This is a genomic window from Bradyrhizobium sp. Ec3.3, assembly GCF_000472925.1.
Taxonomy (GTDB): Bacteria; Pseudomonadota; Alphaproteobacteria; order Rhizobiales; family Xanthobacteraceae; genus Bradyrhizobium.
Genome location: NZ_AXAS01000012.1, coordinates 129,747 through 153,780, shown reverse-complemented (window position 1 = coordinate 153,780; position 24,034 = coordinate 129,747). Strand labels below are relative to the sequence as shown.

Genomic DNA, 24,034 nt, shown 5'->3' with positions numbered 1-24,034 from the left:
TCTAATTCTTGCCGGCACTCTTCTTGGCCGGAGCCTTGGCAGCGGCAGATCCCTTGGTCGGCGACGTCTTGGCGGTCGACGACACGGCTGCGCGTGCCTTGCTGGTTGATTCAGATTTCGTCTTGGCCGCGGTTTTTTTTGCGGCCGGTTTCTTTGCTGGCTTGGGCGCGTCCTCGCCCTCGGCGGTCTTTGCCGTGGTCTTGGTCGCCTTCGCCTTCTTTGCTTTGGCCTTGCCGCCGCTCTTTCCACCACCTTTGGCTGCGCGCTCGTCGATCAGCGCGATCGCCTGGGGCAGGGTGATCGCGTCCTTCTCGAACTCGGCGGGGATCGTGGCGTTGACGCCACCTGCCGTGACATAGGCGCCGTAACGGCCGCTCTTCACGGTGACGGTGCCGAGCGTCGGATGATCGCCGATCGCCTTGCCGGGATCGGCGCCGAAGCGGCGGCTCGGGCCCTTGGCGACCTTCTCCGCGATCAGCGTCACCGCGCGATTGAGACCGATGTCGAACACCTCGTCGCCGGCTTCAAGGCTGGCGTACGTCTTTTCGTGCTTCACGAACGGCCCGAAGCGGCCGAGGCCTGCGGTGATCGGCTGACCGGTCTCCGGATGCTTGCCGATCTCGCGCGGCAGCGACAGCAGTTTCAGCGCAAGCTCGAGCTCGACATCACCGGGCGAGGTGCCCTTCGGGATGCCGGCGCGCTTCGGCTTCTCGCCTTCCGCATAGTCCTTCTGCTCGCCGAGCTGGATGTAGGGCCCGAAGCGGCCGGCCTTGACCCAGACCTCGAAGCCGGTGTCGGGATCCTGGCCGAGCGAGCGGTCGGCGCTGGCTTCACCGTCCGCGGCGAGCTGGCGGGTGTAGCGGCACTCCGGATAGTTCGAGCAGCCGACGAAGGCGCCGAACTTGCCGGCCTTCAGGTTGAGCCTGCCGCTGCCGCAGCTCGGGCATTGCCTGACGTCGCCGCCATCGGCGCGGGCGGGGTAGATGTGCGGCCCGAGCATCTCGTCGAGCACATCGAGCACCTGCGCGACGCGCAGATCCTTGATCTCGTCGACGGCGCCGATGAAGTCGCGCCAAAAATCCTTCAGCACCTGCTGCCAGGAGATCTCGTTGTTGGAGATGCGGTCGAGCTGCTCCTCCAGACCGGCGGTGAAATCGTATTCGACGTAGCGGCTGAAGAAGCTCTCCAGGAACGCGACCACGACGCGGCCCTTGTCCTCGCCGTGCAGGCGCTTCTTCTCGAGCTTGACGTAGCCGCGGTCCTTCAGGACCTGGAGGATCGAGGCATAGGTCGAGGGCCGGCCGATGCCGAGCTCTTCCATGCGCTTGACCAGCGAGGCCTCCGAGAAGCGCGGCGGCGGCTCGGTGAAATGCTGCGTGACGGAGAGCGACTGCCGCTTGACGGCTTCGCCCTCGCTCATCGCGGGCAGGCGGCGGGAGTCCTCGTCCTCCTCGTCGTCGCGGCCTTCCTGGTAGAGCGCCAGGAAACCGTCGAACTTGATGACCTGGCCGGTGGCGCGCAGCTCCAGCGTGCGGGAGCCTGCCTTTGCCGTGATGTCGACGGTGGTGCGCTCGAGCTCGGCCGCTTCCATCTGGCTTGCGATGGTGCGCTTCCAGATCAGCTCGTAGAGCTTGGCCTGATCGGCATCGAGCTTGCGGGCCATGCTGGCGGGGCGGCGGGAGAGGTCGGTCGGGCGGATCGCCTCGTGCGCTTCCTGCGCGTTCTTGGCCTTGGTCTGGTACTGACGGGGGCTGTCCGGCACGTAGGCGTTGCCGTAGTCCTCGCCGATCACCTTGCGCGCCTGGGTGATCGCTTCGCCCGCGATCTGCACACCGTCGGTACGCATATAAGTAATGAGTCCGGTGGTCTCGCCGCCGATGTCGATGCCCTCGTAGAGCCGCTGCGCGATCCGCATCGTGTGTGCGGGCGCAAAGCCGTATTTGCGGCTGGCTTCCTGCTGGAGGGTGGAGGTCGTGAAGGGCGCCTGCGGATTGCGCCGGGCCGGCTTGGCGTCGGCCGCAGTGACCGCGTAGGCGGCAAGTTCCAGCGCCTTCTTGAAGTCTTCCGCTTCCGCGCCGGTGCCGATGTCGAGCCGCTGGATCTTCTTGCCGTCGGCGCCGACCAGACGGGCCTCGAAGGCGTCGCCGCGCGGCGTCAGCAGGGTCGCGATCAGCGACCAGTATTCGCGGGCGACGAATTTCTCGATCTCGAGCTCGCGGTCGCAGACGAGGCGCAGCGCCACCGACTGCACGCGGCCGGCCGAGCGGGCGCCCGGCAGCTTTCGCCACAGCACGGGGGAGAGGGTGAAGCCGACCAGATAGTCCAGCGCGCGGCGCGCCATGTAGGCGTCGACCAGCGCACCGTCGATCTGGCGCGGATGCTTCATGGCCTCCGAGACCGCCTGCTTGGTGATGGCGTTGAACACCACGCGCTCGATCTTCTGGTCCTTCAGCGCGCGCTTCTCTTTCAGCACCTCAAGTACGTGCCAGGAGATCGCCTCGCCCTCGCGATCGGGGTCGGTGGCTAGAATCAGGCGCTCGGCGCCCTTCAGGGACTTGGCAATGTCATTGAGCCGGCCGGCCGCCTTGGGGTCGACCTCCCAGATCATCTTGAAATTTTCCTCCGGATCGACCGATCCGTTCTTCGCCGGCAAGTCGCGGACATGGCCGAACGAGGCCAGAACCTCGTAGGACGAGCCCAGATATTTGTTGATCGTCTTGGCTTTCGCCGGCGACTCCACAATGACGATATTCATGTAGTTCCAGTAACTTACGGGAGAAATTTAGGCCAAATTCGAAGGGACTCGGGTCGGCCGTTTCGACCCGAACATGGGTGGTGAGGCCGTCCCTGTCAAATCGAGGGCTGTTGAACGGGTCGAAAATGAGCAAAGTTTCATATCGGATAAGTTGTAAAATACCGCCTTGGAGTTGTGGCGCGGGGCGGCGTAGAATCGGAGATGGCTAAGGATTCGGATGGGGTCTGGTGACAAAACCAGCGAGGAAGCGGACGCAGGCCGTCTCGGCCGGAGCAAAGCGTTCGAGGAGCGAGGAACCGGGTGAGGGCGGGGCGGACGAGGCTGTCGCGTTCATCGCCGAGCAGGTGGTTCACCTGCGCCAGATCGCCGAACGCCACAAGCTCGACGTGCTGCATTATCTCCTCGGCATGACCCAGCTAGAGGCCGATGAGCACATCCGCCTGCGCAGCAAGCGCAAGCTGTCGTGAGGGGCCGAATCGAGGAATTCAGCGCTGCGCTAATAATCTAGACTTCTGTAGGATCACGCCTGAGTTGGTCGGCCGATCTTCGCGCAGTGGCTGCACGCCAGTCGATATGCCGTACGAGCGCCAGGATCGTACGAGTAACCGGGGCTGCTACGCCCCGCTCGTCTGCGCGGCGGACCACCGCGCCACATATCGCCTCGATCTCGGTGGGTCTACCTGCAATCACATCTTGAAGCATGGAAGGCTTATGATGGATGTGGTGTGCCAGCGCATCGGCCAACATCTCCTCCACATGCTGCCGCTCAACAGCAAAGCCGCAGGCGATCGCCGTGGTACAGACCTCCGAGACAATCTGAAAAGCCAACGCCCGCGTTTCCGGGTGAGCGCCGATTTGCCCCACCGCTGAGCCGGTGATTGCGCAAAGGCCGTTCAATGCGGCGTTGAACGCCACTTTTTCCCAAATCGCCGCTTCGGCATGTGGATCGATTACTGCATCGAGCCCGCTGCGCGCGAACAGGTCGGGTAGGAGGTCCAGTGTCGGCGAGGCTGGTTCGCCTGCCGCCGCAAGCCGGGCAACGCCGCGACCATGAGATTCGACGCGGCCCGGCCCCTTGAGATCGGCGGGGTAAGTTGTGATGCCGATCAGCACATTTTTGGGATCGGCGAACTCCGTGAGAACAAGCTTGTTATCGAGTCCGTTTTGCAGGCTCAATAACGCCGTGTTTGGGCCGATCGCGCTACGTATGGCGGTTAGTGCCTGTCTCGTGTGCATCGCCTTCGTGAAGACGATGACGAGGTCGTAGACCCCATTCACCTCCGAGGGAAATAGAACCGGGACGTGAATGCGGCGTTCGCCTGCGTCCGTCTTGAGGTTGAGGCCGTTCTTGCGGATCGATTCGACATGAGCGACGTCGAGGTCGAATAGGGTAACATTTGCTCCGCCCTCGAAGAGACTGCCCCCGAACAACGATCCCATTGCACCGGCTCCGAGAACGGCGATACGGAGTGACTGGTTGCTCTCGCCGGACATCGTTCCTCTTTTCATACTATCACACCGAGCATTTTCGCTTAGCCGCCGCCCGATCTTGACTTAGATCAAGCAGCAACGCGCGGCGCGGTGGCTATTCAACGCGTGCATCGCAGTAGCCAAAGTTCGCGCTTGGGGAATTGCGCGGAAGGCTCGGGTACTGACCAAACGACAATAAGGTCTGCCGTTCCCTAGCCGGCGAAAGAATCTTTCCGCGGTGACAGTCTGGATTGCTTCGCTGCACTCGCAATGACTGAGCAGGGCGGCCACGGTCTACATGTCCGTCACGCGATAGACGCACGCCGCTCCCTCGACTCCCCGAAGCGGTGCGTCGAACGCGACAACGTTGTGACCGGCGAGAACTTGACTTACCCCTGGTGCCGAATAGAGCGCTTCCGAAAGGCAAATCTCTCCGGCATCGGCCAGTGCCTGTACGCGCGCCGCAACATTCACGGTCTGCCCGAAATAGTCGAGGTTTTCGTTCAAGGTGACCGCGATCGAGGGGCCGCAATGGGCTCCGATCTTCAGGATGATGCTGGGATCGCCGTGCTCGGCATTGTAGCGCTCTATATCCGCCAGAATGTGCAGCGCAGCCGAGACGGCATCGGCAGGACGGGAGAACACGGCCATCACGGCGTCGCCGATCGTCTTGACGATGGCGCCCGAGTGTTCCTGCACGGTTGAGCCCAGCAGGGCAAAATGTTCGCGCACCAGCGCATAGGCATTGAGGTCGCCAAGCCGTTCGTACATGGCGGTCGATCCCTTCAGGTCCGTGAACAGCAAGGTCACCTGCCTGATGCCAAGGCCTTCCTTTTCATCGACGCGCTCCGACCGGAACAGTCGTCGGAAAGTCTGTCGGGCGAGCAGCATGCCGCCCGACAGATAGGGATCGAAGTCGAGGGCGGGCTTGACCGTCTGCGCCAGGATCTCGGGCGGCCAGTTGATCAGAAGCAAGGAGCCGCGTGTGGCAGAGCAATTCTCCACTTCAACGACCACCGGCCCGGGCGGCACGGCGGATGCGAGCGGAGAAAAACGGCGTCCATCATACTTGATTGACAAGCGCGCCGGAGCCGATGCGGGCTCGCCGACCACACTCACCGCGAAGCTGGCCTGCGTCTGCACATTGACCCCGGCGAGTGCGCCGGGGCCGAGTTCGACCATGAGCGACGTGGTGGAGCCGGGAGGCAAGAACGACATGCCGCGAACGAGACCGCGCAGAACGTCAAGAAAGCGGATCGGCTGACCCGGCAAGCGCCCATCGGTGAGAAAGCGGGCCTTCCAGTGAAAATCTTCGACCGAAAGCGACGCCAGATCGTGGAAGGGAAGCCTTCGGAGCTGCGGGGAGACCGTGAAAGTCACTTCGATGAAGTCATCGAGGTCTGTATCGCCGCTGACATCGCACAGACCGCAAACATAGTGGGTTTTCAGGGTTCGCAAGGCGCCGAAACTGTCGAGCACCATGCCGGACTGGGGACACACGACATCCCAGCTCATGTCGAACAGACCGCTCCGCGCGGCATGAAGAAACAGGTCGATGCTCTCTGCTTCGCTGATGGCGCGGTCGCGCGCAAAGGAAAGCGGATTGACGCGATAAAGCGAGAGGTCGTCGCCACCCCGGATCAAGCTTTCGAATTTGGAGATGACGCGCGGGCTCCAAGACCGGGCCTGCTCGATTTCGGTCATCCTGTTTTCGAGGAGCCTCTCTTGAACGTGATGCATTTTCCCACCCAAGTCGTCGACGAGGTTGAACGGGATTTCACGTGTCGGCGAAGATGGCACCATCTTCCGACCGCCCGAGAGTAGCATAAACTCCGGGGACAAATGCATGCTTTGGAGTCGGGCCGGCGGTACTCCGGCCTCGCGGCGTGTTGTCCGAACTCGACGAGGCGCGGAGCCATTTCTCTGATGGGCCAACGGCAGAAGTCTGGTAGCCCTGCTGTGGCCCCGCCGAACGTTTGGGCTTGATCTATGTCAAAGGGCTCAAGGCACGGCTACTTAGCCTCGAAATGACCAATTGAGCGATGAAACGCCGATACGTTTCCTGCGCACGATGCTTCTGCTCCTTGCGGCAATTGATCTTTTGAGAACGGAGTACGAAGATGCTGAAGCGCCTTCTGATTGCTCTGACCTTGCTGGCATCTCTACTGGCTCTTTATTCCTCGGCCGTCGCGGAAGATGTTGCAGCAGCGCCAACAATCCAAGAGGAAATCTGGGCGCTCCCCTTCCCACTTCCTATGCTTGCCTTCGTGGTACGGCCGATCGGCGATGGTCCATTTCCTCTTGTGATCATGAATCACGGAATTGCGCTCGGCCTCCAGGAACGGACGATGTTCCCGACCATCGAGTACCGCGCGGCAGCGCGGTGGTTCGCGAGCCGCGGTTATTTTGTCATATCACCGGTGAGATACGGCGCCAGTAGCCTGGATGACAAAGATCAGGGGCTCTATGGAGCGGTCTTTGCGCACATCGGTACCTGCAACAACCCGAACTTCAAAGGCCCTGGACTTGCCATCGCCACCATGAACGAGTGGGTCATCGATTACATGAGCAAGAAGAAGGCGATTCAGCCCGGCAAGGTCGTCGTGGTTGGTCAGTCCGGCGGTGGATGGGGATCGATTGCTCTTGCGAGTCGGAACCCATCGTCAGTTCAAGCCGTCATTACCTTTGCGGCAGGACGTGGAGGCAGAGTAGATGGCAAACCGAACAACAACTGTGCTCCCGATAAACTCGTCGCAGCTACAAGCGAGTTTGGTCGTTCGGCACGAGTACCGATGCTATGGCTATACACAGAGAACGACACCTATTTCGGGCCAGAGCTGACGAAGCGGATGCATGACGCCTTCGTGGCGGCGGGAGGAAACGCCGAATATCACATGCTGCCAGCATTCGGAGGCGACGGCCATTTCATGATCGATTCCCCCGACGCAGTACCCATCTGGTCTCCGCTGGTAAGCCAATTTCTTGAGAAGCATTCAGCAACGAGCAGCGCGCAGCAACAAATGGGCAGCACCCGTTCTGGTGCGGAGTTACAGGCAAAAGCTCCGAGAGTGCGCCTACCTCAAACGATTCAATACTCGGCTTGGAGAAAGCTCTGTTTCAATTCCAGTGATGGGACTGCGATCTGCCGTACGACATCGACCGGCACCGACGATCTTGGTCAGGTCGTGGCCAGAGTCGATCTGATCCGTCGCGCGGACGGCGCTGCTCGCATGCAACTTTTCGTTCCACAAGGGGCGAACCTGCAAAAGGGCGTCAAAGTCAGCGTGGATCAGGGGCTCCAGACTCAGATTCCGTTCAACTGGTGTCTGACTAACATCTGCATTGCGGCCGCCCCGGTTAACTCTGATCTCATCGCGAAGCTAGACTCCGGGAAGCAGTTGAAGCTCGAACTTGCGGACCTGAACTCTTCATCCATCGCGTTGACGCTATCGCTCGATCAATTTGGCACTGTTCGTAAGGGAGCGCCCGCAGAGACATTTGACTTCGGCATGGATCAGGAATGAGCCGTTTTCCAGTGTTTTAAAAGGGGTAAAGCCCGCTAACCGTAGTCCGTTCTCGGCTCGCGTCCGCCCGCGACAGAGGCGAGCAACAGCGCAGCCGCAACGATGACATTCCAAGCAAGCCACGCCACGAGATACGGACTATTTTGGTTCTGATGTGCTTCCGTCCCTCATGGGGCCTATTAAGAGCACCGCTCGGCAGTGGGCTCGGTCAGATGCGAGCATTGTTAATAATCGTAGCGGACGCGCGCTCTGACGGTTGACCTGAATCAATCTTCCGAAAGACGCGGAAGGTACGATTTGCAGTCGAACGCCCAGTGTTTGCGTCCGGTTGAGGCTCGCGAACCAAGATGAAGATTACAGCCGTCTTTCCTTCGCAGGGCCGCGACCTGCGTCTCGATTTGCTGCGAGGAGTGGCAAATTGGGCGATTTTTCTCAATCACATGCCGAATAACGCGGTCAACTGGATCACCACGCGCAACTACGGCTTCAGTGACGGGGCCGACCTATTCGTATTCATATCAGGATACACGGCAGCGCTAGTTTTTGGTCGCATGATGCGAGACCACGGCTTTGTCGTCGGTGCGACGCGGCTATGGAGGCGAGTTTGGCAACTCTACGTCGCGCATGTCATGGTGCTTGTGATCTACATCGCGACAGTCGGATATGTCGCCTATCGCTTTCAATTTGACACCCTTGTCCATCAATTCAATGTGGCAAGACTGGGCGACAGGCCTTTCACGACGCTGATAGAAGGCCTCCTGTTGCGGTTCAAGCCGGTCAACCTCGACGTCCTACCTCTCTACATCGTATTAATGGCGCTGTTTCCGTTGGTGCTATGGATCATGCTGCGACGTCCTAGTCTCACGCTACTGGCGTCGTTCTTGCTCTATCTCGCGGCCCGTCATTTCGGCTGGAATCTTGCCGCCTATCCTGAAGGCTATTGGTTCTTCAATCCCTTCTGTTGGCAGTTCCTGTTCTGTCTGGGCGCATGGACTGCACTCGGTGGAGGCACAGAAATCCGACCTTTCCTCATTTCACGGTGGGTCGTGACTTTGGGCATCGGCTATCTGGTTTTTGCTCTCATCCTGACGCTGGCGGCTTCCTTCGGAAGCGTCAGGCAGATCGTTCCAGACTGGCTGTTTGATGCCGTCAATCCGAACGACAAGACAAATCTTGGGCCTTACCGGGTCCTGCATTTCATCCTGATCGCATTGCTCGTGATCCGATTCATGCCAATGGATTGGAAGGGGCTGAAGAGCCCCATTTGCGATCCGTTGATCAAATGCGGCCAACAGTCCCTGCGGGTGTTCTGCGTCGGCATATTTCTCTCATTCCTGGGCTATTTCCTGCTGACGATCAGTTCAGGAGCGCTGCTCACTCAAATCCTGATTAGCGCCGCGGGGGTCGGAATTCTATGCGCCTTGGCCTACTACGGCGACTGGTCGAAAAAGATCGACAAGATCATCAAGCGGCCACGCAAGGAAGCACCCATCGCGGGCAAGCCGGGTGAGAAAATGGTAGCTTGATTCTAACTATTGGATTGCTCAGTGGGCCGATCTTCTCTCGTCAGAGCCGGGCATGCTCTGACAAGCGGAGCGTTTCCAGACAAGCTGACATCCGCTAACCTGCGCTCCGGCTCCGCCGCGGCCGCGCCTTGAGCGTGGTGTCGACGGCAGTCAGCACCCGCCCGTCTTCCGCGTGCAGCTCGAGCTTCTTCACCGGGCGGCCCTTGTCGCGATCGACCAAAATGGTCGCGATCTCCTCCGGGTGGTCGTCGAACTCCTCGCTCCATTGCCGGAGCGCGACCAGGACCGGGAAGACGCCGTGGCCTTTCGGCGTGAGGACATATTCAGAATAGGCGCTGCCGTCGGAGGCGGGGGCGACCTTCAGGATGCCGAGGTCGACGAGAGCGCGCAGGCGCGTTGCGAGGATGTTCTTGGCCATGCCGAGCTTGCCCTGGAACTCGCCGAAGCGGCGCACGCCGAACAGCGCCTCGCGGATGATGAGGAGCGACCACCAGTCGCCGATCGCTTCGAGCGATCGCGCGATCGGGCAGGAGTCGCCCTCAAAGCTCGTTCGTTTCACCATCGTGCCATTCCCATCATGCGCCGATCACGCGCTTGTGTGGTTGCATTATAAAACCGGATGCCCTAGATGGCAATCCAGTTTCATTATGCAACCAACGGAGGCGAACGTGAGGCTGAAGGGCAAGACGGCATTCATCACCGGCGGCAATAGCGGCATTGGCCTGGCGACGGCAAAGCTGTTCGTGGCCGAGGGCGCCAAGGTCACCATCACAGGGCGCAACAAGGAGACGCTGCAGGCTGCCGCGAAGGAACTCGGGGCCAACGGTCTTGCGGTGGAAGCCGACATCAACGACGTCGCCGCGACCGAGAAGGCGATCGCGCGCGCGGTCGAAAAATTCGGCAAGCTCGACATCGTCTTCGCCAATGCCGGCATTCCCGGCAACACGCCGCTCGGCGGCACCACGCTGTCCGCCTTCGAGCAGGTGGTTCGCACCAACATCACCTCGGTGTTCTTCACCGTGCAGGCGGCGCTGCCGCATCTCAATGACGGCGCCTCCATCATTCTCAACGGCTCGGTGATCTCGGTGCTTGGCAATCCCGGCTATTCCGCCTACGCCGCGAGCAAGGCCGGCGTGCGTGCGATGGCGCGCGTGATGGCGTCCGAACTGTCGCCGCGCGGAATCCGCGTCAACGTGGTGGCGCCTGGCGCGGCCCGCACGCCGATCTGGAAGGGCACCGCACCGACCGACGAGGCATTTGCCGCGCTGGAGAGCCGCATCGCCAGGACGACGCCGCTCGGCCGAATTGGTGAAGCAGATCACATTGCGAAGACGGTGCTGTTCCTCGCCTCCGATGATTCCGCTCATGTGCAGAGCGCCGAGATCTTCGTCGATGGCGGTGCGACCGGCTCGCCTGCGGGCGCGCCGATCTTTCGCGGTTGATCGATGAAGTGAAAATTGAACCGGCCTCGCGCGGTTGCGCCGGCCGGTTCCCTCATCCCTGAGACGTATTTCCAAAACAGTGCGTGATCTGGTTGAACCTTGGCGTGCGCTGCACAGACATTTCTACGGGCAGGGTCATAAGACCCGTTTAAGGGAGCCCGTTATGCCGAAAGCCGCTCGCATTTTTTCGTCGATTTCAGCACCGCGTATTTACACCGAACGTTCCGCCATCCCCGCGAAGAAATCCGACACGCACCAGTTCGTTGCGGTCGCCTTGTTCTCCGGCATTGGATTGCTCATCTCGCTGGTCGCCGTCATCCTGGGCATTCAGGGGATGTGGTTTTAGCTTTGCGACAGATGCGCTGATGCAACTGCCGCCGCCCGCAGGTGGCGGCGACAGATGGCGTTGGCGAGAAGCCTAGGCCGCGCGCAGGCTGGTCGCGGCCTGAAGCGCGCCTGCGATGGCCTTCTCGCGGTGGTCCGGTCCGACCTGGATGCCATCAGCGATAATGAATTCCGGGCTGATCCCGATGAAGCCGAACACGCTGCGCAGATAGGTTTCGAGGTGCTCCAGGGCAGCGAGCGGCGTACCGGCGCCGTAATAGCCACCGCGGGAGATCGCCACGATCACGCGCTTGCCGCCGGCAAGCCCTTCAGGTCCGGTGGCGCCGTACTGGAAGGTCTTTCCTGCCACGATGATGCGGTCGATCCAGGCCTTGAGCTGGCTCGGGATGGTGAAATTGTACATGGGCGCGCCGATCACGACGATGTCGGCGGCGAGGAATTCATCCAGCACGGTCTTGCTGGCGGCGAGGTCGGGCCCGAGTTCTGCCGGCGCCGGGCCGCCTTGCGCGGCGGCGAGATGCGATCCGGAGAGGTGCGCGAGCGGCACCTGGGTCAGGTCGCGATAAACAATCTCAGGGGACGGCGTGGCCTGGCGCAGCCGGTCGACGACGGCCGCCGAAACCTGCCGGCTAACGGAGTGGGGGCCGAGCACGCTGGAGTCGATGTGGAGGAGTTTCATTTGGGTCACCCATGGTATAGATTTGTAACCCGCACTACATGAGTGACTATCGAAATCCCCGCAAGAACGCACTTTTTTGAGCCATGGGCACATCTTTGAAACCGACACACAGCCATTTGCCCGCCCTGCCGGTGCCGCATCCCGACCATTCCGACTGCCGCGGCGTCGCCTCCATCCTTGCCCGGGTCGGCGACAAATGGAGCGTGTTCGTGATCATGATGCTCGGCGACGGGCCGAAGCGCTTCAATGAGCTCAAGCGCATGATCGCCGGCATCTCGCAGCGGATGCTGACCCTCACGCTGCGCGGGCTGGAGCGCGACGGGCTCGTCACGCGCACAATCTTTCCGACCATTCCCCCGCGCGTGGATTATGAACTGACCGATCTCGGCCGCGGGCTGGCTCGCCCGGTCGAGGCGCTCGGCATGTGGGCGAAGGCGCACCAGACGGAAATCGAGGCGGCGCGGGCGCGCTTCGACAAGCGCAATGAGGGCTGATCTGAGCTGTTGGGCTGAATCTCCTTTGGTTGGAGCGATTTAGCCCGGTTCACCTCGGGAGCGGCGAGAAGCCCTGCGACGCCCGCCCGTGGCGGGCTTTCTACTTTTGCATGGGGTTGTTTTCGATCTTTTTCTAGAGGAGCGAGACCAGACCACCGCCGTGGCGCTCCAGACGTCCCGCGAGTTCGAGCTCTAGAAGCACGGTGCGGACGATCGCAGGCGAGGCGCCGGACATCCGCACGAGATCGTCGATCGAGATCGGCACGGGGCCGAGCAGGCCGGTGATCTGATCCCGGTCTTGCCCTTGCGGATCGCTTTCAAACGGTTCGCTGTCAGGCTCGCCGGCCGGATGCATCACCGGCCGTTCCATGATCGGCTGCACCGCATTGATGATGTCGGCGGCTTCCGTCACGAGCGTTGCGCCCTGCTTGATCAGGTCATTGGTGCCGGCGGCGCGCGGATCGAGCGGCGAGCCCGGCACGGCAAAGACCTCGCGGCCCTGTTCGGCCGCCATGCGCGCGGTGATCAGCGAGCCCGAGCGCTGCGCCGCCTCGACCACGACCACGCCGAGCGAGGCGCCCGAGATCAGGCGGTTGCGGCGAGGAAAATCGCGGGCGCGCGGCTCGTGACCGAGCGGCATTTCGGAGATCGCAGCGCCGCTCTGGTCGATGATCGCGGCGAGCAGATCCTCATGCTCGGGTGGGTAGATGCAGTCATGGCCGCCGGCGAGCACTGCGACCGTGCCGGTTGCGATGCTCGTGCGATGTGCGGCCTGGTCGACGCCGCGGGCAACGCCCGAGATGACCACGAAGCCGGCCTCGCCGAGCTCGCGTGCGAGCTGGCCTGCAAATTTGAGCCCGGCGCCGGAGGCATTGCGCGAGCCGACGATCGCTATCATCGGCCGCATCAAGGTTGCGGCGTCGCCGCGCACCGCCAGCAGCGGCGGCGCGTCGTCGATCGTCGCAAGGCGCGAGGGATAGCCGTCCTCGCCGGGCGCGAGCCAGTTCACGCCGCGTTTCCGGCTTGCCGCGAGCTCGGCCCTGGCCTCATCTGCGGAGCAGATGCGCCCCGACCGCGCCGCCGCGCCGCGCAAGCTCGGGCAGCCGCTCCAGCGCCGCGCGTGCGCTACCAAAGTGATCGACCAGCGAGCGGAAGGTGCGCGGGCCGACATTGTCCGAGCGGATCAGACGCAAGCGGTCGATCCTGTCGGCCTCGGTGAGGGTTGTTGTGTTCGTGATAGCGTCCACGGTGTCTCCTTGCGCGCGCAGCATGGAACAACCTGGGCGCGTGGGCAACAGGGGGCCTGCGCTTGCGCGACCTCGTTCCGATGCTAAAAGCGCTTCCAACAAGAAGGATTTCGCCATGATCTCACTCGCCGACATCCAGCGCCGCATCGAGAGGGGCGAGCTTTCGCCGGATGCCGCGATCGCGCAGTCGCTTGAGGCGATCGAGGCGCGGGAGAAGGTTGTCCGGGCCTTCGTCTGTCACGCCAAATCGGCGAAGGCGCAAGGCTCGGGTCCGCTGCGCGGCATTGCGGTCGGCATCAAGGACATCGTCGACACCGCCGATTTCCCGACCGAGATGGGCTCGTCGATCTATCGTGGCTGGCAGCCGCGCGCGGATGCACCGGTGGTGATGATGCTCAAGCGGGCCGGGGCCACCGTCATTGGCAAGACCACGACGACCGCCTTCGCCGCGAACGATCCGACCGTCACGCTCAATCCGCACAATCCCGGCCACACGCCGGGCGGCTCCTCCGCGGGCTCGGCGGCAGCCGTGGCTGCCGGCATGATCCCGCTCGCGCTCGGCACGCAGACCGGCGGCTCGGTGATCCGGCCCGCGGCCTATTGCGGCGTCGCGGCGATCAAGCCGTCGTTCCGGCTGCTGCCGACGGTAGGCGTAAAGTGCTTCTCCTGGGCGCTCGATACGGTCGGCCTGTTCGGTGCCGGCGTCGACGACGTCGCGCGCGGGCTGTTTGCGATGACCGGTCGTGCCGAATTCTCCGACATCAGCCCGGCGACCTCGCCGCGCATAGGCGTGGTCAGGCAGGAGTTCGCCGGTCCGGTCGAGCCCGCAGCCGAAGAGGGGCTCGCCGCCGCGATCAAGGCTGCGAAGCGCGCCGGCGCGAGCGTCGAGAGCGTCGACCTGCCGGAACTGGTGCGGGAGGCTTGGCGCATTCATCCGGTCATCCAGGTGTTCGAGGCGCATCGTGCGTTCGCCTGGGAGTTTTCCGAGTGTCACGACGAGATCGCGCCGATGCTGCGCGCGACCCTCGATGCGAGCGTCGGGGTCACGCCGCGCGAATATGACGAGGCGCGCCGGACTGGCCGCCGCGGCCGCCGCGAGCTCGGCGAAGTCTTTGAGGGTGTCGATGTGCTCTTGACCTATTCCGCGCCGGGCACCGCGCCAAAGGGGCTCTCATCGACCGGCGATCCCCGCTACAACCGGCTGTGGACGTTGATGGGCAATCCTTGCGTCAACGTGCCTGCGCTGAAGGTGGACGGCCTGCCGGTCGGCGTGCAGGTGATCGCGCGCTTCGGCAATGATGCGGGCGCGCTGGCCACCGCGCGCTTCCTCGAGAACGCGCTCGCGGCGTCAAGCTAGCGCGGGCTCGGCAGGCGTGCGCTGAACGGACGGCTCGCTACGCGTCTCCTGCCGCAGCCAGCGGTCGGCAGCTGTGCGGCCGCTCCGGTGCAGCAGGCGAATGAAGCCGCGGCCAAGATCGGTCGATGAGCGCTGCGCCAGCCCCTCGATCTCGTCTTCCGCCGCGATCCTGAACAGGCGTAGCGCGGGTGCCGAGCCGGCGCGCGCCCATTCCACCGCGGCGAGCTCGGCGTTAAGCGCGGCGTTGGCCGCGATCTGGTCGAGCCTGCGGTCGATCGCAGCAAGCGTGATCGGCACGTAGCTGTCGCGCGAGGGCGTCACCTGGACGACCAGCACGTCGGACGCGCGCGACTCCTGCACCAGCCGCACCAGCGGCGGATTGCCGCCATAGCCGCCGTCCCAATAGGCCTCGCCGTCGATCTCGATGGCGCAATGCACCAAAGGCGGACAGGTCGAGGCCAGCGCGACGTCGGCGGTGATCGCGTCGTTCGAAAACACCTGCAGGTGTCCGTCGCGGATCCGTGTCGCTGCGACGAGAAGTTTCGGGCAGGCCTTGGCCTGCAGCGCCGCAAAATTGATGTCGCGCGACAGCGCCTGCCGCAGCGGATCGAGATCGAACGGATCGAACTGGCCGGAGCGCAGCGTCGACCCGAATGCCACGGAGCTTCCTGCCGGCGAAAAGCCGCCGACCAGCATTAGTGAGCGGAACGAGGCCTCGTGCATCAGCCGTACCCAGAACCGCTCGAGGCGGGCCCGCGCGCCCTCGCGGCCGCCCTCGGCAAGGCCACAGGCGACCAGCAGCGCGTTGATGGCGCCGGCACTGGCGCCGCTGATGGTGTCGAATTCGATTCCCGGCTCTTCCAGCAGCCGCTCCAGCACGCCCCAGGTGAAAGCGGCAAAGGTGCCGCCGCCCTGCAACGCCAGCGACAGCTTTCGCGGCGGCCAGGCGGTAGAGGGGCGCGCGTTCGTGATGGCGGGGGCAGGGGCCGGCCGTTCGATCGGCGGCGCTACGGGGGGCGCGATATCTTCGCGGGCGGGCGGTGGTTTCGGAACGGGCGCCTCCGCGACGGGCGATTCGGAGGCGCTTGACCAGATGTTCGTCAAAGAGAGCAGGCGGCTCGCAGCGGTGCCGCAAGCTTGCGCGGGCGCATCAGTGGCGCTGCGCTGAGTTAGTCGATCATGCGTAACGTCGGTCTTCTCATTCATCGGACGCAAACCGGATGACGCAATTGTCATCCCTGAGGATGACAGGCATGGAACTCCTTTGCCACTGTCAGCACAAGAGTTGCGAACAGGAATTGGAATATAATGCGGACGGCCTGCGTCGGTATCCGTACTTTTTCCGGACTCAGCCCTTTTGACCGATCCGGCCCTCGGTGCCCGACTGCAGCCGCTTGATGTTCTCGCGGTGCATGTAGAACAACAGCAGTGTCAGCACCGCGAACAGCGAGGCGAGCGCGAGGTGGCCGAACCACCACAGGAAGATCGGCGTCACGAAGGCCGCCACCAGCGCCGAGAGCGAGGAGTAGCGGGTGGTGAAGGCGGTTGCGAGCCACAAGAGGCAGAAGAACAGCGCTCCCGGCCAGAACAGGCCGAGCAGGATGCCGATATAGACGGCAACGCCCTTGCCGCCTTTGAACTTGATCCAGACCGGGAAGAGATGGCCGAGAAAGGCGCCGAGGCCTGCCAGAATCGCTGCATCGGGCCCGGCGAGATAGCCCGCAACCACCACCGCAACCGTGCCCTTGAGTGCGTCGAGCAGTAGCGTCGCTGCCGCCAGTCCCTTGCGGCCGGTGCGCAGCACATTGGTGGCGCCGATATTGCCCGAGCCGATCGAGCGCAGGTCCTGCGTGCCTGCAAGGCGTGTCAGGACGAGCCCGAACGGGATCGAGCCCAGGAAATAGCCGACAAGGAATGCAACTGGCAGGACAGCTTCAATTCCCATCGCCACATCTCCATGTCCGGCGTATTTCCCGCGCATGATTAGACATGCTCGAACACCGTTCGTCCTCCGACGATGGTGCGCACCACGCGGCCCGAGAAGCGGGCTTCGTCGAACGGCGTGTTCTTGCAGGGCGATTTGAGGTCGGCGGGATCGAGCACCCAGGGCGTGTCGGCGTCGATCACGATGACGTCGGCCGGCGCGCCGGTGCGCAAGGTGCCGCCGGGCAGGCCGAGCAGCTCGGCCGGCCGGGTCGACATCGCCCGGATCAGCGTCTTCAGTTCCATCTCGCCATTATGCACCAGCCGCAGGCCCGCCGACAGCATGGTCTCGAGGCCCACCGCGCCGGGAGCTGCTTCCGCGAACGGCAGCCGCTTGCCTTCGACGTCCTGCGGATTGTGGTCGGACATGATGACGTCGACGAGGCCAGAGCCGACGGCCGCAACCAGCGCCCGGCGGTCGTCCTCGGTGCGCAGCGGCGGCGACAGTTTCAGGAACGTCCGGTAAGGCCCGATATCGTTCTCGTTCAGTGCGAGATGGTTGATCGAGACCGAGGCGCTGACGGCAAGACCGGCGTCGCGGGCGCGCTTGAGAATATCGAGCGAGTCGATGCAGGAGAGCGAGGCCGCGTGATAGCGGCCGCCGGTCAGCGCGACGAGGCGCATGTCGCGCTCCAGCACCACGGCTTCCGCGGCGTTCGGGATGCCCATCAGGCCGAGGCGGGTCGCGAACTCGCCCTCGTTCATGACGCCTTCGCCGACGAGGTTGGGATCCTCGGTGTAATGCACGATCAGCGCGTCGAAATCGCGCGCATAGGTGAGGGCGCGGCGCATCACCTGCGCATTGGTGACACTTCGGTCGCCGTCGCTGAAGGCGACCGCGCCGGCGGCTTTCAGGAGACCGAACTCGGTCATCTCCTCGCCGCGCATCCCCTTGGTCAGGGCGGCCATCGGCTGGATGTTGACGATCGCGGTGTCACGGGCCCGGCGCATCACGAAGTCGACGGTCGCCGAATTGTCGATGACGGGTAAGGTGTCCGGCTGGCAGATCACGGTGGTGATGCCGCCGGTCGCGGCCGCCTGGCTCGCGCTCGCAAAGGTCTCGCGATGACCGTAGCCCGGCTCGCCGGCGAAGGCGCGCATGTCGATCAGGCCGGGAGCCACGATCTTGCCGGAGCAGTTGACGATGTCGGTGCCCTCGGGGACGCCGGCTGCGCCGATGCCGCGGCGGGTCTCGCGGATCGTGCCGTCGGCGATCAGGACGTCGCCGATGCCGTCAAAATCCCTGGCGGGATCGACGACGCGGGCGTTGGCGAGCAGGATCGGGCGGCGGTCGGTTAGCATTGGCATCACGCGTTCGGCAGGTTACGGGCGAGCGCTTCCAGCACCGCCATGCGTACGGCGACGCCCATCTCCACCTGTTCGCGGATCAGGGACTGGGCGCCGTCGGCGACCGCTGTGTCGATCTCGACGCCGCGGTTCATGGGACCGGGATGCATCACCAGCGCATCGGGTTTGGCGTAGGCGAGCTTTTTCTGGTCGAGGCCGAAATAGTTGAAGTATTCGCTGGTGGACGGCACGAAGGAGCCGTTCATGCGCTCGCGCTGGAGCCGCAGCATCATGACGATATCAGCGCCTTCCAGGCCCTCGCGCATGTCGCGCGCAACTTCGACGCCCATCCGCTCAATGCCGGGCGGCAGCAGCGTGGACGGCCCGACGACGCGGACGCGGGCGCCCATGGTGTTGAGCAGGATGATGTTGGAGCGGGCGACGCGCGAATGCAGGACGTCGCCGCAGATCGCGATCACGAGGCCCTCGATCCGGCCCTTGTTGCGGCGGATGGTCAGCGCGTCCAGCAGCGCCTGCGTCGGATGCTCATGCGCGCCGTCGCCGGCATTGATCACGGAACCGTCAACCTTGCGGGCCAGAAGTTCCACCGCGCCGGAGGCGTGATGTCGCACCACCAGGATGTCCGGGTGCATGGCATTCAGCGTCACCGCGGTGTCGATCAGCGTCTCGCCCTTCTTCATGGAGGAGGAGGAGACCGACATGTTCATGACGTCGGCACCCATGCGTTTGCCGGCGATCTCGAACGAGGATTGGGTGCGGGTGGACGCCTCGAAGAACAGGTTCACTTGCGTCCGCCCACGCAGGACGGCGCGTTTCTTGTCCACCTGGCGGTTCACCTCGACATATTCTTCGGACAGGTCGAGGAGGCCGGTGATGTCGGCAGCGGAAAGGCCCTCGATGCCCAGCAGATGCCGGTGACCGAGGACGAAGGTCGATTTCGATGCAGGGGTCATTAAAAGCAGAGCTATAGGCGGGGATGGGTAAGGGGGCAAGGGCCAAAGGTAGGGAAGTGAGTTATCCCCTGATCAGTCTGATACACCGTCATTCCGGGATGGCGCGTCAGCGCCAGACCCGGAATCTCGAGATTCCGGGTTCGATGCTCCGGGCCGCGCTTTGTGCGGTCCCGTCGCATCGCCCCGGAATGACGACGGAAAGATGGGAAGTGCTCCGTGAAGCTGATCTTGATTGCAATTGTAACAATCGTCTCAATTTCCTTCGCCCACGCCCAAACGCTCCCCGGCGGCTTCGTGTACTTGCGCGACATCGATCCCACCATCATCCAGGACATCCGCTACGCGACCTCGAACAACTTCACCAGCCATCCGCTGAGCGGCTACGGCGCCGGCGAATGCGTGGTGAAGCGGGAGGTGGGGCTGAGGCTGAAAGCGATCCAGCAGGAGCTCGCCAGCCAAAACCTTTCGCTGAAGATGTTCGATTGCTACCGCCCGGTGCGCGCGTCGCTCGATATGGTGGCATGGGCGCAGAACGGCCGCGAGCCGGCGGCCGAGCGGCGCTACAATCCCAAGATTCCCAAGACGGAGCTGTTCCGGCTCGGTTACATCGCGAGCCGCTCGCAGCATTCCACCGGTGCTGCGCTCGATCTGACACTCGTCGATCTCAGGGCTGACAACTCCGCCAAATTTGATCCCGCCAGGTCCTACGCCGACTGCACGGCGCCGGTCGAGGCCCGGCCGCCCGAAGGCAGCGTCGACATGGGCACCGGCTATGACTGCACGGATGCGAAGGGCCATACCGCTGCACCGTCGATCACGGCCGATCAGCGCGCCTGGCGCAAGCGGCTGGTCGCTGTGATGGCCCGGCAAGGCTTTGTGAACTATTCGAAGGAGTGGTGGCATTTTTCCCTGCCGGGGGCGGGCGGGGCAGCCTATGATTTCCCGATCCAGCCGCGGCGGAACTGATTCCGGTCCGAGGACACGCCATGACCCAGCCGAGCTTCGCAACCCACGAGGTCTTCAACCAGTCGCCGCCTCTGGAGGACGTCGACCTGTTTGCAGCAGATCGCCCTCTGGTGGATGCAGTCAGGGCCAATGGCGGTGCTGCGGCGGAACAGGAGCTGTCGGCGTTCGGCCGGCATTGGGGCTCGGCGGCGATGGCCGAGCGCGGGCGCATCGCCAATGAGAACACGCCAAAGCTCCGCACCTTTGACGCCAAGGGCAACCGTCGCGACCAGGTCGAGTTTCATCCCGCCTATCACGAGTTGATGGCGCATAGCGCGCATGCCGGTGTGCACAATTCCACCTGGACTACGGACGGAAAGCCTGCCGGCGATGCGGCCGAGGTCATCCGCGCGGCAAAGTTCTACATTGCCTCACAGGTCGAGACCGGACATCTGTGCCCGATCACAATGACGCGCGCCTCTGTCGCGGCGCTTGCGATGCAGCCTGATCTGCTCGCGCGCGTGATGCCGGTGCTGTCGACGAAGAGCTACGATCCAAGCTTCGCGCCGTGGTGGGAGAAGCGCGGCATGACGCTCGGTATGGGCATGACGGAGAAGCAGGGCGGCACCGACGTACGCGCCAACATGACGCGCGCGGTGCGCGATGGGAACGCCTACCGCATCACCGGCCATAAATGGTTCATGTCGGCGCCGATGTGCGACGCCTTCCTCGTGCTGGCGCAGGCCGAGGGCGGGCTGACCTGTTTCTTCATGCCGCGCTTTGCGCCGGATGGTTCGGTCAACGCGATCCAGTTCCAGCGTCTCAAGGACAAGCTCGGCAACCGGTCCAATGCGTCCTCCGAGGTCGAGTTCGTCGGCGCCCATGCGGAAGCCGTCGGCGAGGAGGGCAAGGGCATCCGCACCATCATCCAGATGGTGCAGCTGACGCGGCAGGATTGCGCGATCGCCTCCGCCGGACTGATGCGTTCGGGGCTGGCGCAAGCGCTGCATCACGCGCGTCATCGCAGCGTGTTCCAAAAACATCTCGCCGATCAGCCGCTGATGCAGGCGGTGCTGTCGGACATGGCACTGCATGTCGAGGCGACGGTCGCTCTGGTGATGCGGCTTTGCCAGGCTTTCGACCGAGCGCACCAAGCCGCTCGTGAAGCAAACTACATGCGGCTGCTCACGCCCGCGATCAAATACTGGGTCTGCAAGAGCGCGCCGGCTTTCCTCTACGAGGCGATGGAGTGCCTCGGCGGCAATGGCTATGTCGAAGACGGCATCCTGGCGCGCCATTTTCGCGAATCCCCGGTGAATGCGATCTGGGAAGGCTCGGGCAATGTGATGTGCCTCGACGTGCTGCGCGCGCTGGCGCGTGAACCCGAGGCGGCCGCCCACGTGCTGATGCATCTCAGAGCCGAAACCAGCGGCCTTCCCGGTGTGGGTGATGCATTGGCCTTCATTGATAAGGCTTTCCGTCGGCAGGATTCCGAGCGGGTCGCGCGGCTAGCGGTTGAGAAGCTCGCACTGCTTGCAGCAACGGCCGCGCTCAACGTCGTGTCACGTCGGCACGCCGAATTGTTCGCCGCCACACGCCTCGCCACCAGTCACGCCAGCATGTACGGCGCGGTGGAGCTGGAGAGTGCCGACGTGCGAGCGCTGCTCGAGCGAGCGCTGCCTTGAAATGTTTTGTGTCGATCACTTGGTCTGTCGTTCCGGGTTCGATGCTGCGCATCGCCCCGGAATGACAGCGATCATCCAACGAAAGTCTCTTGATGGACACTCTCAATCCTGACCACCCCCCGCTGATCGTGACGCCCGCCGAGGTATCCCCGCGCGTCTGGAAATTCTGGGGCACGTCGCTGTGGGGGCTGTTCGTCTTCGCCGCGATGTTCGTCGGCCAGATCGGCACGGTCGTCTATCTCGTCGCGCATCGCGGCGGCCCGATCGAAATGGCGTCCCTCGAGTCCGTCGGCCGCGATCCGCAGGCGCTGGCGCTGTCGGTGATCGCGGGCCTGCCGACCACGCTGGCCGCGGTGTGGCTGGCCATTCGCCTGAAGGGAGCTTCCTTCGCCGACTACCTCGCGCTGCGCTGGCCGTCCTGGTTGCAGATTCTGCTCGGTGTCGTCGGTCTCGTCCTGATCGTGGTGATCTGGGAGACGATGTCGCGTGCGCTGGGCCGCGAGGCGACGCCCGGCTTCATGACCGATCTCTTGAAATCGGGCCGCGACAAGGGTGCGGCGACGATGCTCGTGCTCTCTTTCAGCATTGCCGCGCCGATGTCCGAAGAGGTGATCGCGCGGGGCTTCCTCTATCGCGGCTGGTCAGAAAGCTTTCTGCGCGTGCCCGGCGCGATCATCCTGTCGTCGCTGGTCTGGACGGCCGTGCATCTCCAGTACGACATGTATTTCCTCGCCGAGGTGTTCTCCATCGGCTTGTGGTTCGGCTACATGCGCTACCGCGGCAATTCGTTGTGGCTCACGATCGTGCTCCATGCGCTGAACAATCTGACCGCAGTGGTGCTGACGATGTGGCTGGGGAGTTGAGGTTGCCGGCAATCGCGCGCCGATGATGGCGGCTAGGCCACCAGCGCGATCGCGATCGGCATCGTGATCGCCGCCAAGATCGTCTGCAGCGTGATGATCTGCGCGAGCAACGGCGCATCGCCGCCCATCTGGCGGGCCAGCACATAGGCGCTGGGCGAGGTCGGCACCGCCGCGCAGACTGCGATGATCGCAAGGCTCGTCCCGGTCAGCCCGAACCATAGCGCCAGCAGAAGCGCGATCAAGGGCATCAGCACGAGCTTGAAGGCCACGCCGATAGCGGCACCCACGCTGGGGCGGAGCAGGCCGTTCAGGTGCAGGCCCGCGCCGGTGACGAGCAGGCCGATGGCAAGGGAAGAGCGACTCAGCGCATCCGCGACCTCGTGCCAGATCTTTGGCAGCGGCAGGTGCAGGACGTTGACGAGCAGGCCGATCGCGCAGGCCCAGATCAGCGGGTTGCTCGCCACGGTCATGACGATAGCGCCGACGGATTGCTTGTTTGGCGAGGCATAGTGCGCGAGCACCGCGACGCTGAACACGTTGACCAGCGGAATGATTGCGACCATCGCGACGGAGGCGAGAGCGAGGCCGATATCGCCGAACAGATTGGCGGAGACTGACAGTGCGACATAGGTCTGCCAGCGGGTCGCACCCTGGAAGATCGAGGTGAAAGCGGGGCCGTCGATGTCGAGCCGTGCCAGGGCCGGCCGCAGTGCGAGGCACAGCAGCGACATCACGAGCGAGGATAGCAGCAGCGCGCCGCCGACGCCTGCGACCGGCACCTTGTCGAGGTCGGCCTTCACCAGCGTCTGGATCAGCAGCATCGGAAACAGCACGTAATAGGTCAGCCGCTCCAGCCCGTGCCATTGCGTGTCGAGCCGCATCAGGCTGTGTTTCAGCACCACGCCGAGCGCGATGAGAATGAAGACCGGCAGCAGTGCTGCAATCACCACCGCCATGGGTCAGTCCATCCCGGGTGCGTCGCGAAGATTGGCCAAACGATCGAGCGCGCCTTGCAGGATGAAGATCGCGGCGTGCTCGTCGATCACCTCGGCGCGTTTGGCGCGGCTGACGTCCATGCCAATCAGCTCGCGCTCGACCGCCGACGTCGAGAGACGTTCGTCCCACAGGCCGATCGGCAGTGCCGTGAGACCGGCGAGATTGCGGGCAAAGGCGTGGGTCGATTGTGCGCGCGGGCCCTCGCTGCCGTCCATGTTGATCGGAAGCCCGAGCACGAAGCCGACAGCCTTGCGCTCGGCGGCGATGGTGAGCAGGCGCGCGGCGTCCTGCTTGAATGCCTTGCGCTGGATTGTCTCGACGCCGGTCGCGAGCCGCCGGTCGGGATCGGAGACGGCAACGCCGATCGTCTTGGTACCGAGATCGAGCCCAATCAGCGCACCGCGCGCGGGCCAGTGGGTTGCAGCATCGACCAGAGGTAGGATAGGAGCCGGCATGGTGTTA

21 protein-coding genes and 1 pseudogene are annotated in these 24,034 nt (G+C 63.6%); 10 read left to right on the top strand and 12 right to left on the bottom strand.

Annotation, left to right across the window (positions count from 1 at the left end; genetic code table 11):
- Window position 1: 1 nt before the first annotated feature.
- Entirely contained in the window at window positions 2–2,755 is a 2,754-nt protein-coding gene (gene topA / locus YUU_RS0114245; protein WP_027522980.1) for a type I DNA topoisomerase, read from the bottom strand.
- A gap of 227 nt (window positions 2,756–2,982) precedes the next feature.
- Here topA and YUU_RS0114240 point away from each other — a divergent pair, with 227 nt between their 5' ends.
- Window positions 2,983–3,222, top strand: a complete 240-nt coding sequence (locus tag YUU_RS0114240) for a hypothetical protein (protein WP_027522979.1) — start codon at window positions 2,983–2,985, stop codon at window positions 3,220–3,222.
- Between the two features lie 37 nt (window positions 3,223–3,259).
- Here the strand turns inward: YUU_RS0114240 and YUU_RS0114235 are convergent, their stop codons facing one another.
- Both YUU_RS0114235 and YUU_RS0114230 read right to left on the bottom strand, forming a co-directional pair.
- Window positions 3,260–4,249, bottom strand: coding sequence for a ketopantoate reductase family protein (locus YUU_RS0114235; RefSeq protein WP_027522978.1), 990 nt, complete (start codon window positions 4,247–4,249; stop codon window positions 3,260–3,262).
- A 270-nt stretch (window positions 4,250–4,519) separates the two neighbouring features.
- Window positions 4,520–5,965 carry an adenylate/guanylate cyclase domain-containing protein gene (locus YUU_RS0114230; protein ID WP_027522977.1) on the bottom strand — a complete coding sequence of 482 codons (1,446 nt, stop codon included), beginning with the start codon at window positions 5,963–5,965 and terminating at the stop codon, window positions 4,520–4,522.
- A 380-nt stretch (window positions 5,966–6,345) separates the two neighbouring features.
- Between YUU_RS0114230 and YUU_RS62690 the strand changes: the two genes are divergently transcribed.
- Window positions 6,346–7,749 carry an invasion associated locus B family protein gene (locus YUU_RS62690; RefSeq protein WP_027522976.1) on the top strand — a complete coding sequence of 468 codons (1,404 nt, stop codon included), beginning with the start codon at window positions 6,346–6,348 and terminating at the stop codon, window positions 7,747–7,749.
- 347 nt (window positions 7,750–8,096) lie between these two features.
- The gene (locus YUU_RS0114220; protein WP_027522975.1) at window positions 8,097–9,275 is read left to right on the top strand and encodes an OpgC domain-containing protein; all 1,179 of its coding nucleotides are present in this window, start codon (window positions 8,097–8,099) and stop codon (window positions 9,273–9,275) included.
- Between the two features lie 94 nt (window positions 9,276–9,369).
- Here YUU_RS0114220 and YUU_RS0114215 read toward each other — a convergent pair whose 3' ends face one another.
- Entirely contained in the window at window positions 9,370–9,837 is a 468-nt protein-coding gene (locus YUU_RS0114215; RefSeq protein ID WP_027522974.1) for a helix-turn-helix domain-containing protein, read from the bottom strand.
- 106 nt (window positions 9,838–9,943) lie between these two features.
- Between YUU_RS0114215 and YUU_RS0114210 the strand changes: the two genes are divergently transcribed.
- Complete coding sequence (locus YUU_RS0114210) at window positions 9,944–10,717, top strand: SDR family NAD(P)-dependent oxidoreductase (RefSeq protein ID WP_027522973.1); 774 nt, start codon at window positions 9,944–9,946, stop codon at window positions 10,715–10,717.
- A gap of 163 nt (window positions 10,718–10,880) precedes the next feature.
- On the top strand, window positions 10,881–11,063 hold the full coding sequence (locus tag YUU_RS0114205) for a hypothetical protein (protein WP_027522972.1): 183 nt from the start codon (window positions 10,881–10,883) through the stop codon (window positions 11,061–11,063).
- A 72-nt stretch (window positions 11,064–11,135) separates the two neighbouring features.
- Here YUU_RS0114205 and YUU_RS0114200 read toward each other — a convergent pair whose 3' ends face one another.
- Entirely contained in the window at window positions 11,136–11,741 is a 606-nt protein-coding gene (locus YUU_RS0114200; protein ID WP_027522971.1) for an FMN-dependent NADH-azoreductase, read from the bottom strand.
- A gap of 83 nt (window positions 11,742–11,824) precedes the next feature.
- Here YUU_RS0114200 and YUU_RS0114195 point away from each other — a divergent pair, with 83 nt between their 5' ends.
- Window positions 11,825–12,235: a helix-turn-helix domain-containing protein gene (locus YUU_RS0114195; protein WP_027522970.1), complete on the top strand. Its 411-nt coding sequence runs from the start codon at window positions 11,825–11,827 to the stop codon at window positions 12,233–12,235.
- A gap of 133 nt (window positions 12,236–12,368) precedes the next feature.
- Here YUU_RS0114195 and dprA read toward each other — a convergent pair.
- Window positions 12,369–13,506, bottom strand: a pseudogene (dprA, locus tag YUU_RS50890) (DNA-processing protein DprA).
- 91 nt (window positions 13,507–13,597) lie between these two features.
- Here dprA and YUU_RS0114185 point away from each other — a divergent pair.
- Window positions 13,598–14,839 (top strand): amidase, encoded by a 1,242-nt coding sequence (locus YUU_RS0114185; RefSeq protein ID WP_027522969.1) that lies wholly within the window; start codon window positions 13,598–13,600, stop codon window positions 14,837–14,839.
- Here YUU_RS0114185 and YUU_RS0114180 read toward each other — a convergent pair.
- From YUU_RS0114180 to YUU_RS0114165, 4 genes are all read right to left on the bottom strand, one after another.
- Window positions 14,831–16,045 carry a patatin-like phospholipase family protein gene (locus YUU_RS0114180; protein ID WP_027522968.1) on the bottom strand — a complete coding sequence of 405 codons (1,215 nt, stop codon included), beginning with the start codon at window positions 16,043–16,045 and terminating at the stop codon, window positions 14,831–14,833. The two genes, YUU_RS0114185 and YUU_RS0114180, sit on opposite strands and share 9 nt — an antisense overlap.
- 142 nt (window positions 16,046–16,187) lie before the next feature.
- Window positions 16,188–16,784, bottom strand: a complete 597-nt coding sequence (gene plsY / locus YUU_RS0114175) for a glycerol-3-phosphate 1-O-acyltransferase PlsY (RefSeq protein WP_027522967.1) — start codon at window positions 16,782–16,784, stop codon at window positions 16,188–16,190.
- A 38-nt stretch (window positions 16,785–16,822) separates the two neighbouring features.
- Complete coding sequence (locus YUU_RS0114170; RefSeq protein ID WP_027522966.1) at window positions 16,823–18,124, bottom strand: dihydroorotase; 1,302 nt, start codon at window positions 18,122–18,124, stop codon at window positions 16,823–16,825.
- A 5-nt stretch (window positions 18,125–18,129) separates the two neighbouring features.
- On the bottom strand, window positions 18,130–19,083 hold the full coding sequence (locus tag YUU_RS0114165) for an aspartate carbamoyltransferase catalytic subunit (protein WP_027522965.1): 954 nt from the start codon (window positions 19,081–19,083) through the stop codon (window positions 18,130–18,132).
- Window positions 19,084–19,299: 216 nt separating this feature from the next.
- Here YUU_RS0114165 and YUU_RS0114160 point away from each other — a divergent pair, with 216 nt between their 5' ends.
- The 3 genes from YUU_RS0114160 to YUU_RS0114150 all read left to right on the top strand — a co-directional run bounded on the left by YUU_RS0114160 (window position 19,300) and on the right by YUU_RS0114150 (window position 22,576).
- Complete coding sequence (locus tag YUU_RS0114160) at window positions 19,300–20,049, top strand: M15 family metallopeptidase (protein ID WP_051389740.1); 750 nt, start codon at window positions 19,300–19,302, stop codon at window positions 20,047–20,049.
- Between the two features lie 20 nt (window positions 20,050–20,069).
- Window positions 20,070–21,713 carry an acyl-CoA dehydrogenase family protein gene (locus tag YUU_RS0114155; protein ID WP_027522963.1) on the top strand — a complete coding sequence of 548 codons (1,644 nt, stop codon included), beginning with the start codon at window positions 20,070–20,072 and terminating at the stop codon, window positions 21,711–21,713.
- A 92-nt stretch (window positions 21,714–21,805) separates the two neighbouring features.
- Window positions 21,806–22,576: a CPBP family intramembrane glutamic endopeptidase gene (locus tag YUU_RS0114150; protein ID WP_027522962.1), complete on the top strand. Its 771-nt coding sequence runs from the start codon at window positions 21,806–21,808 to the stop codon at window positions 22,574–22,576.
- Window positions 22,577–22,608: 32 nt separating this feature from the next.
- On the opposite strand, the gene YUU_RS0114145 is transcribed toward YUU_RS0114150, so the two are convergent.
- Both YUU_RS0114145 and ruvX read right to left on the bottom strand, forming a co-directional pair.
- Entirely contained in the window at window positions 22,609–23,532 is a 924-nt protein-coding gene (locus YUU_RS0114145; protein WP_027522961.1) for an AEC family transporter, read from the bottom strand.
- A 3-nt stretch (window positions 23,533–23,535) separates the two neighbouring features.
- Complete coding sequence (ruvX, locus tag YUU_RS0114140) at window positions 23,536–24,027, bottom strand: Holliday junction resolvase RuvX (RefSeq protein WP_027522960.1); 492 nt, start codon at window positions 24,025–24,027, stop codon at window positions 23,536–23,538.
- Window positions 24,028–24,034 lie beyond the last annotated feature (7 nt).

Coding starts and splice junctions, on each gene's coding strand:
- YUU_RS0114145 (WP_027522961.1), bottom strand. CDS start 23,532: ATGGCGGTGGTGATTGCAGCACTGCTGCCGGTCTTCATTCTCATCGCG.
- YUU_RS0114200 (WP_027522971.1), bottom strand. CDS start 11,741: ATGAAACTCCTCCACATCGACTCCAGCGTGCTCGGCCCCCACTCCGTT.
- YUU_RS0114235 (WP_027522978.1), bottom strand. CDS start 4,249: ATGTCCGGCGAGAGCAACCAGTCACTCCGTATCGCCGTTCTCGGAGCC.
- YUU_RS0114180 (WP_027522968.1), bottom strand. CDS start 16,045: ATGAATGAGAAGACCGACGTTACGCATGATCGACTAACTCAGCGCAGC.
- YUU_RS0114205 (WP_027522972.1), top strand. CDS start 10,881: ATGCCGAAAGCCGCTCGCATTTTTTCGTCGATTTCAGCACCGCGTATT.
- YUU_RS0114150 (WP_027522962.1), top strand. CDS start 21,806: ATGGACACTCTCAATCCTGACCACCCCCCGCTGATCGTGACGCCCGCC.
- YUU_RS0114195 (WP_027522970.1), top strand. CDS start 11,825: ATGGGCACATCTTTGAAACCGACACACAGCCATTTGCCCGCCCTGCCG.
- YUU_RS0114230 (WP_027522977.1), bottom strand. CDS start 5,965: ATGCATCACGTTCAAGAGAGGCTCCTCGAAAACAGGATGACCGAAATC.
- YUU_RS0114165 (WP_027522965.1), bottom strand. CDS start 19,083: ATGACCCCTGCATCGAAATCGACCTTCGTCCTCGGTCACCGGCATCTG.
- YUU_RS0114185 (WP_027522969.1), top strand. CDS start 13,598: ATGATCTCACTCGCCGACATCCAGCGCCGCATCGAGAGGGGCGAGCTT.
- plsY (WP_027522967.1), bottom strand. CDS start 16,784: ATGGGAATTGAAGCTGTCCTGCCAGTTGCATTCCTTGTCGGCTATTTC.
- YUU_RS0114155 (WP_027522963.1), top strand. CDS start 20,070: ATGACCCAGCCGAGCTTCGCAACCCACGAGGTCTTCAACCAGTCGCCG.
- ruvX (WP_027522960.1), bottom strand. CDS start 24,027: ATGCCGGCTCCTATCCTACCTCTGGTCGATGCTGCAACCCACTGGCCC.
- YUU_RS0114170 (WP_027522966.1), bottom strand. CDS start 18,124: ATGCTAACCGACCGCCGCCCGATCCTGCTCGCCAACGCCCGCGTCGTC.
- YUU_RS0114220 (WP_027522975.1), top strand. CDS start 8,097: ATGAAGATTACAGCCGTCTTTCCTTCGCAGGGCCGCGACCTGCGTCTC.
- YUU_RS0114215 (WP_027522974.1), bottom strand. CDS start 9,837: ATGGTGAAACGAACGAGCTTTGAGGGCGACTCCTGCCCGATCGCGCGA.
- topA (WP_027522980.1), bottom strand. CDS start 2,755: ATGAATATCGTCATTGTGGAGTCGCCGGCGAAAGCCAAGACGATCAAC.
- YUU_RS62690 (WP_027522976.1), top strand. CDS start 6,346: ATGCTGAAGCGCCTTCTGATTGCTCTGACCTTGCTGGCATCTCTACTG.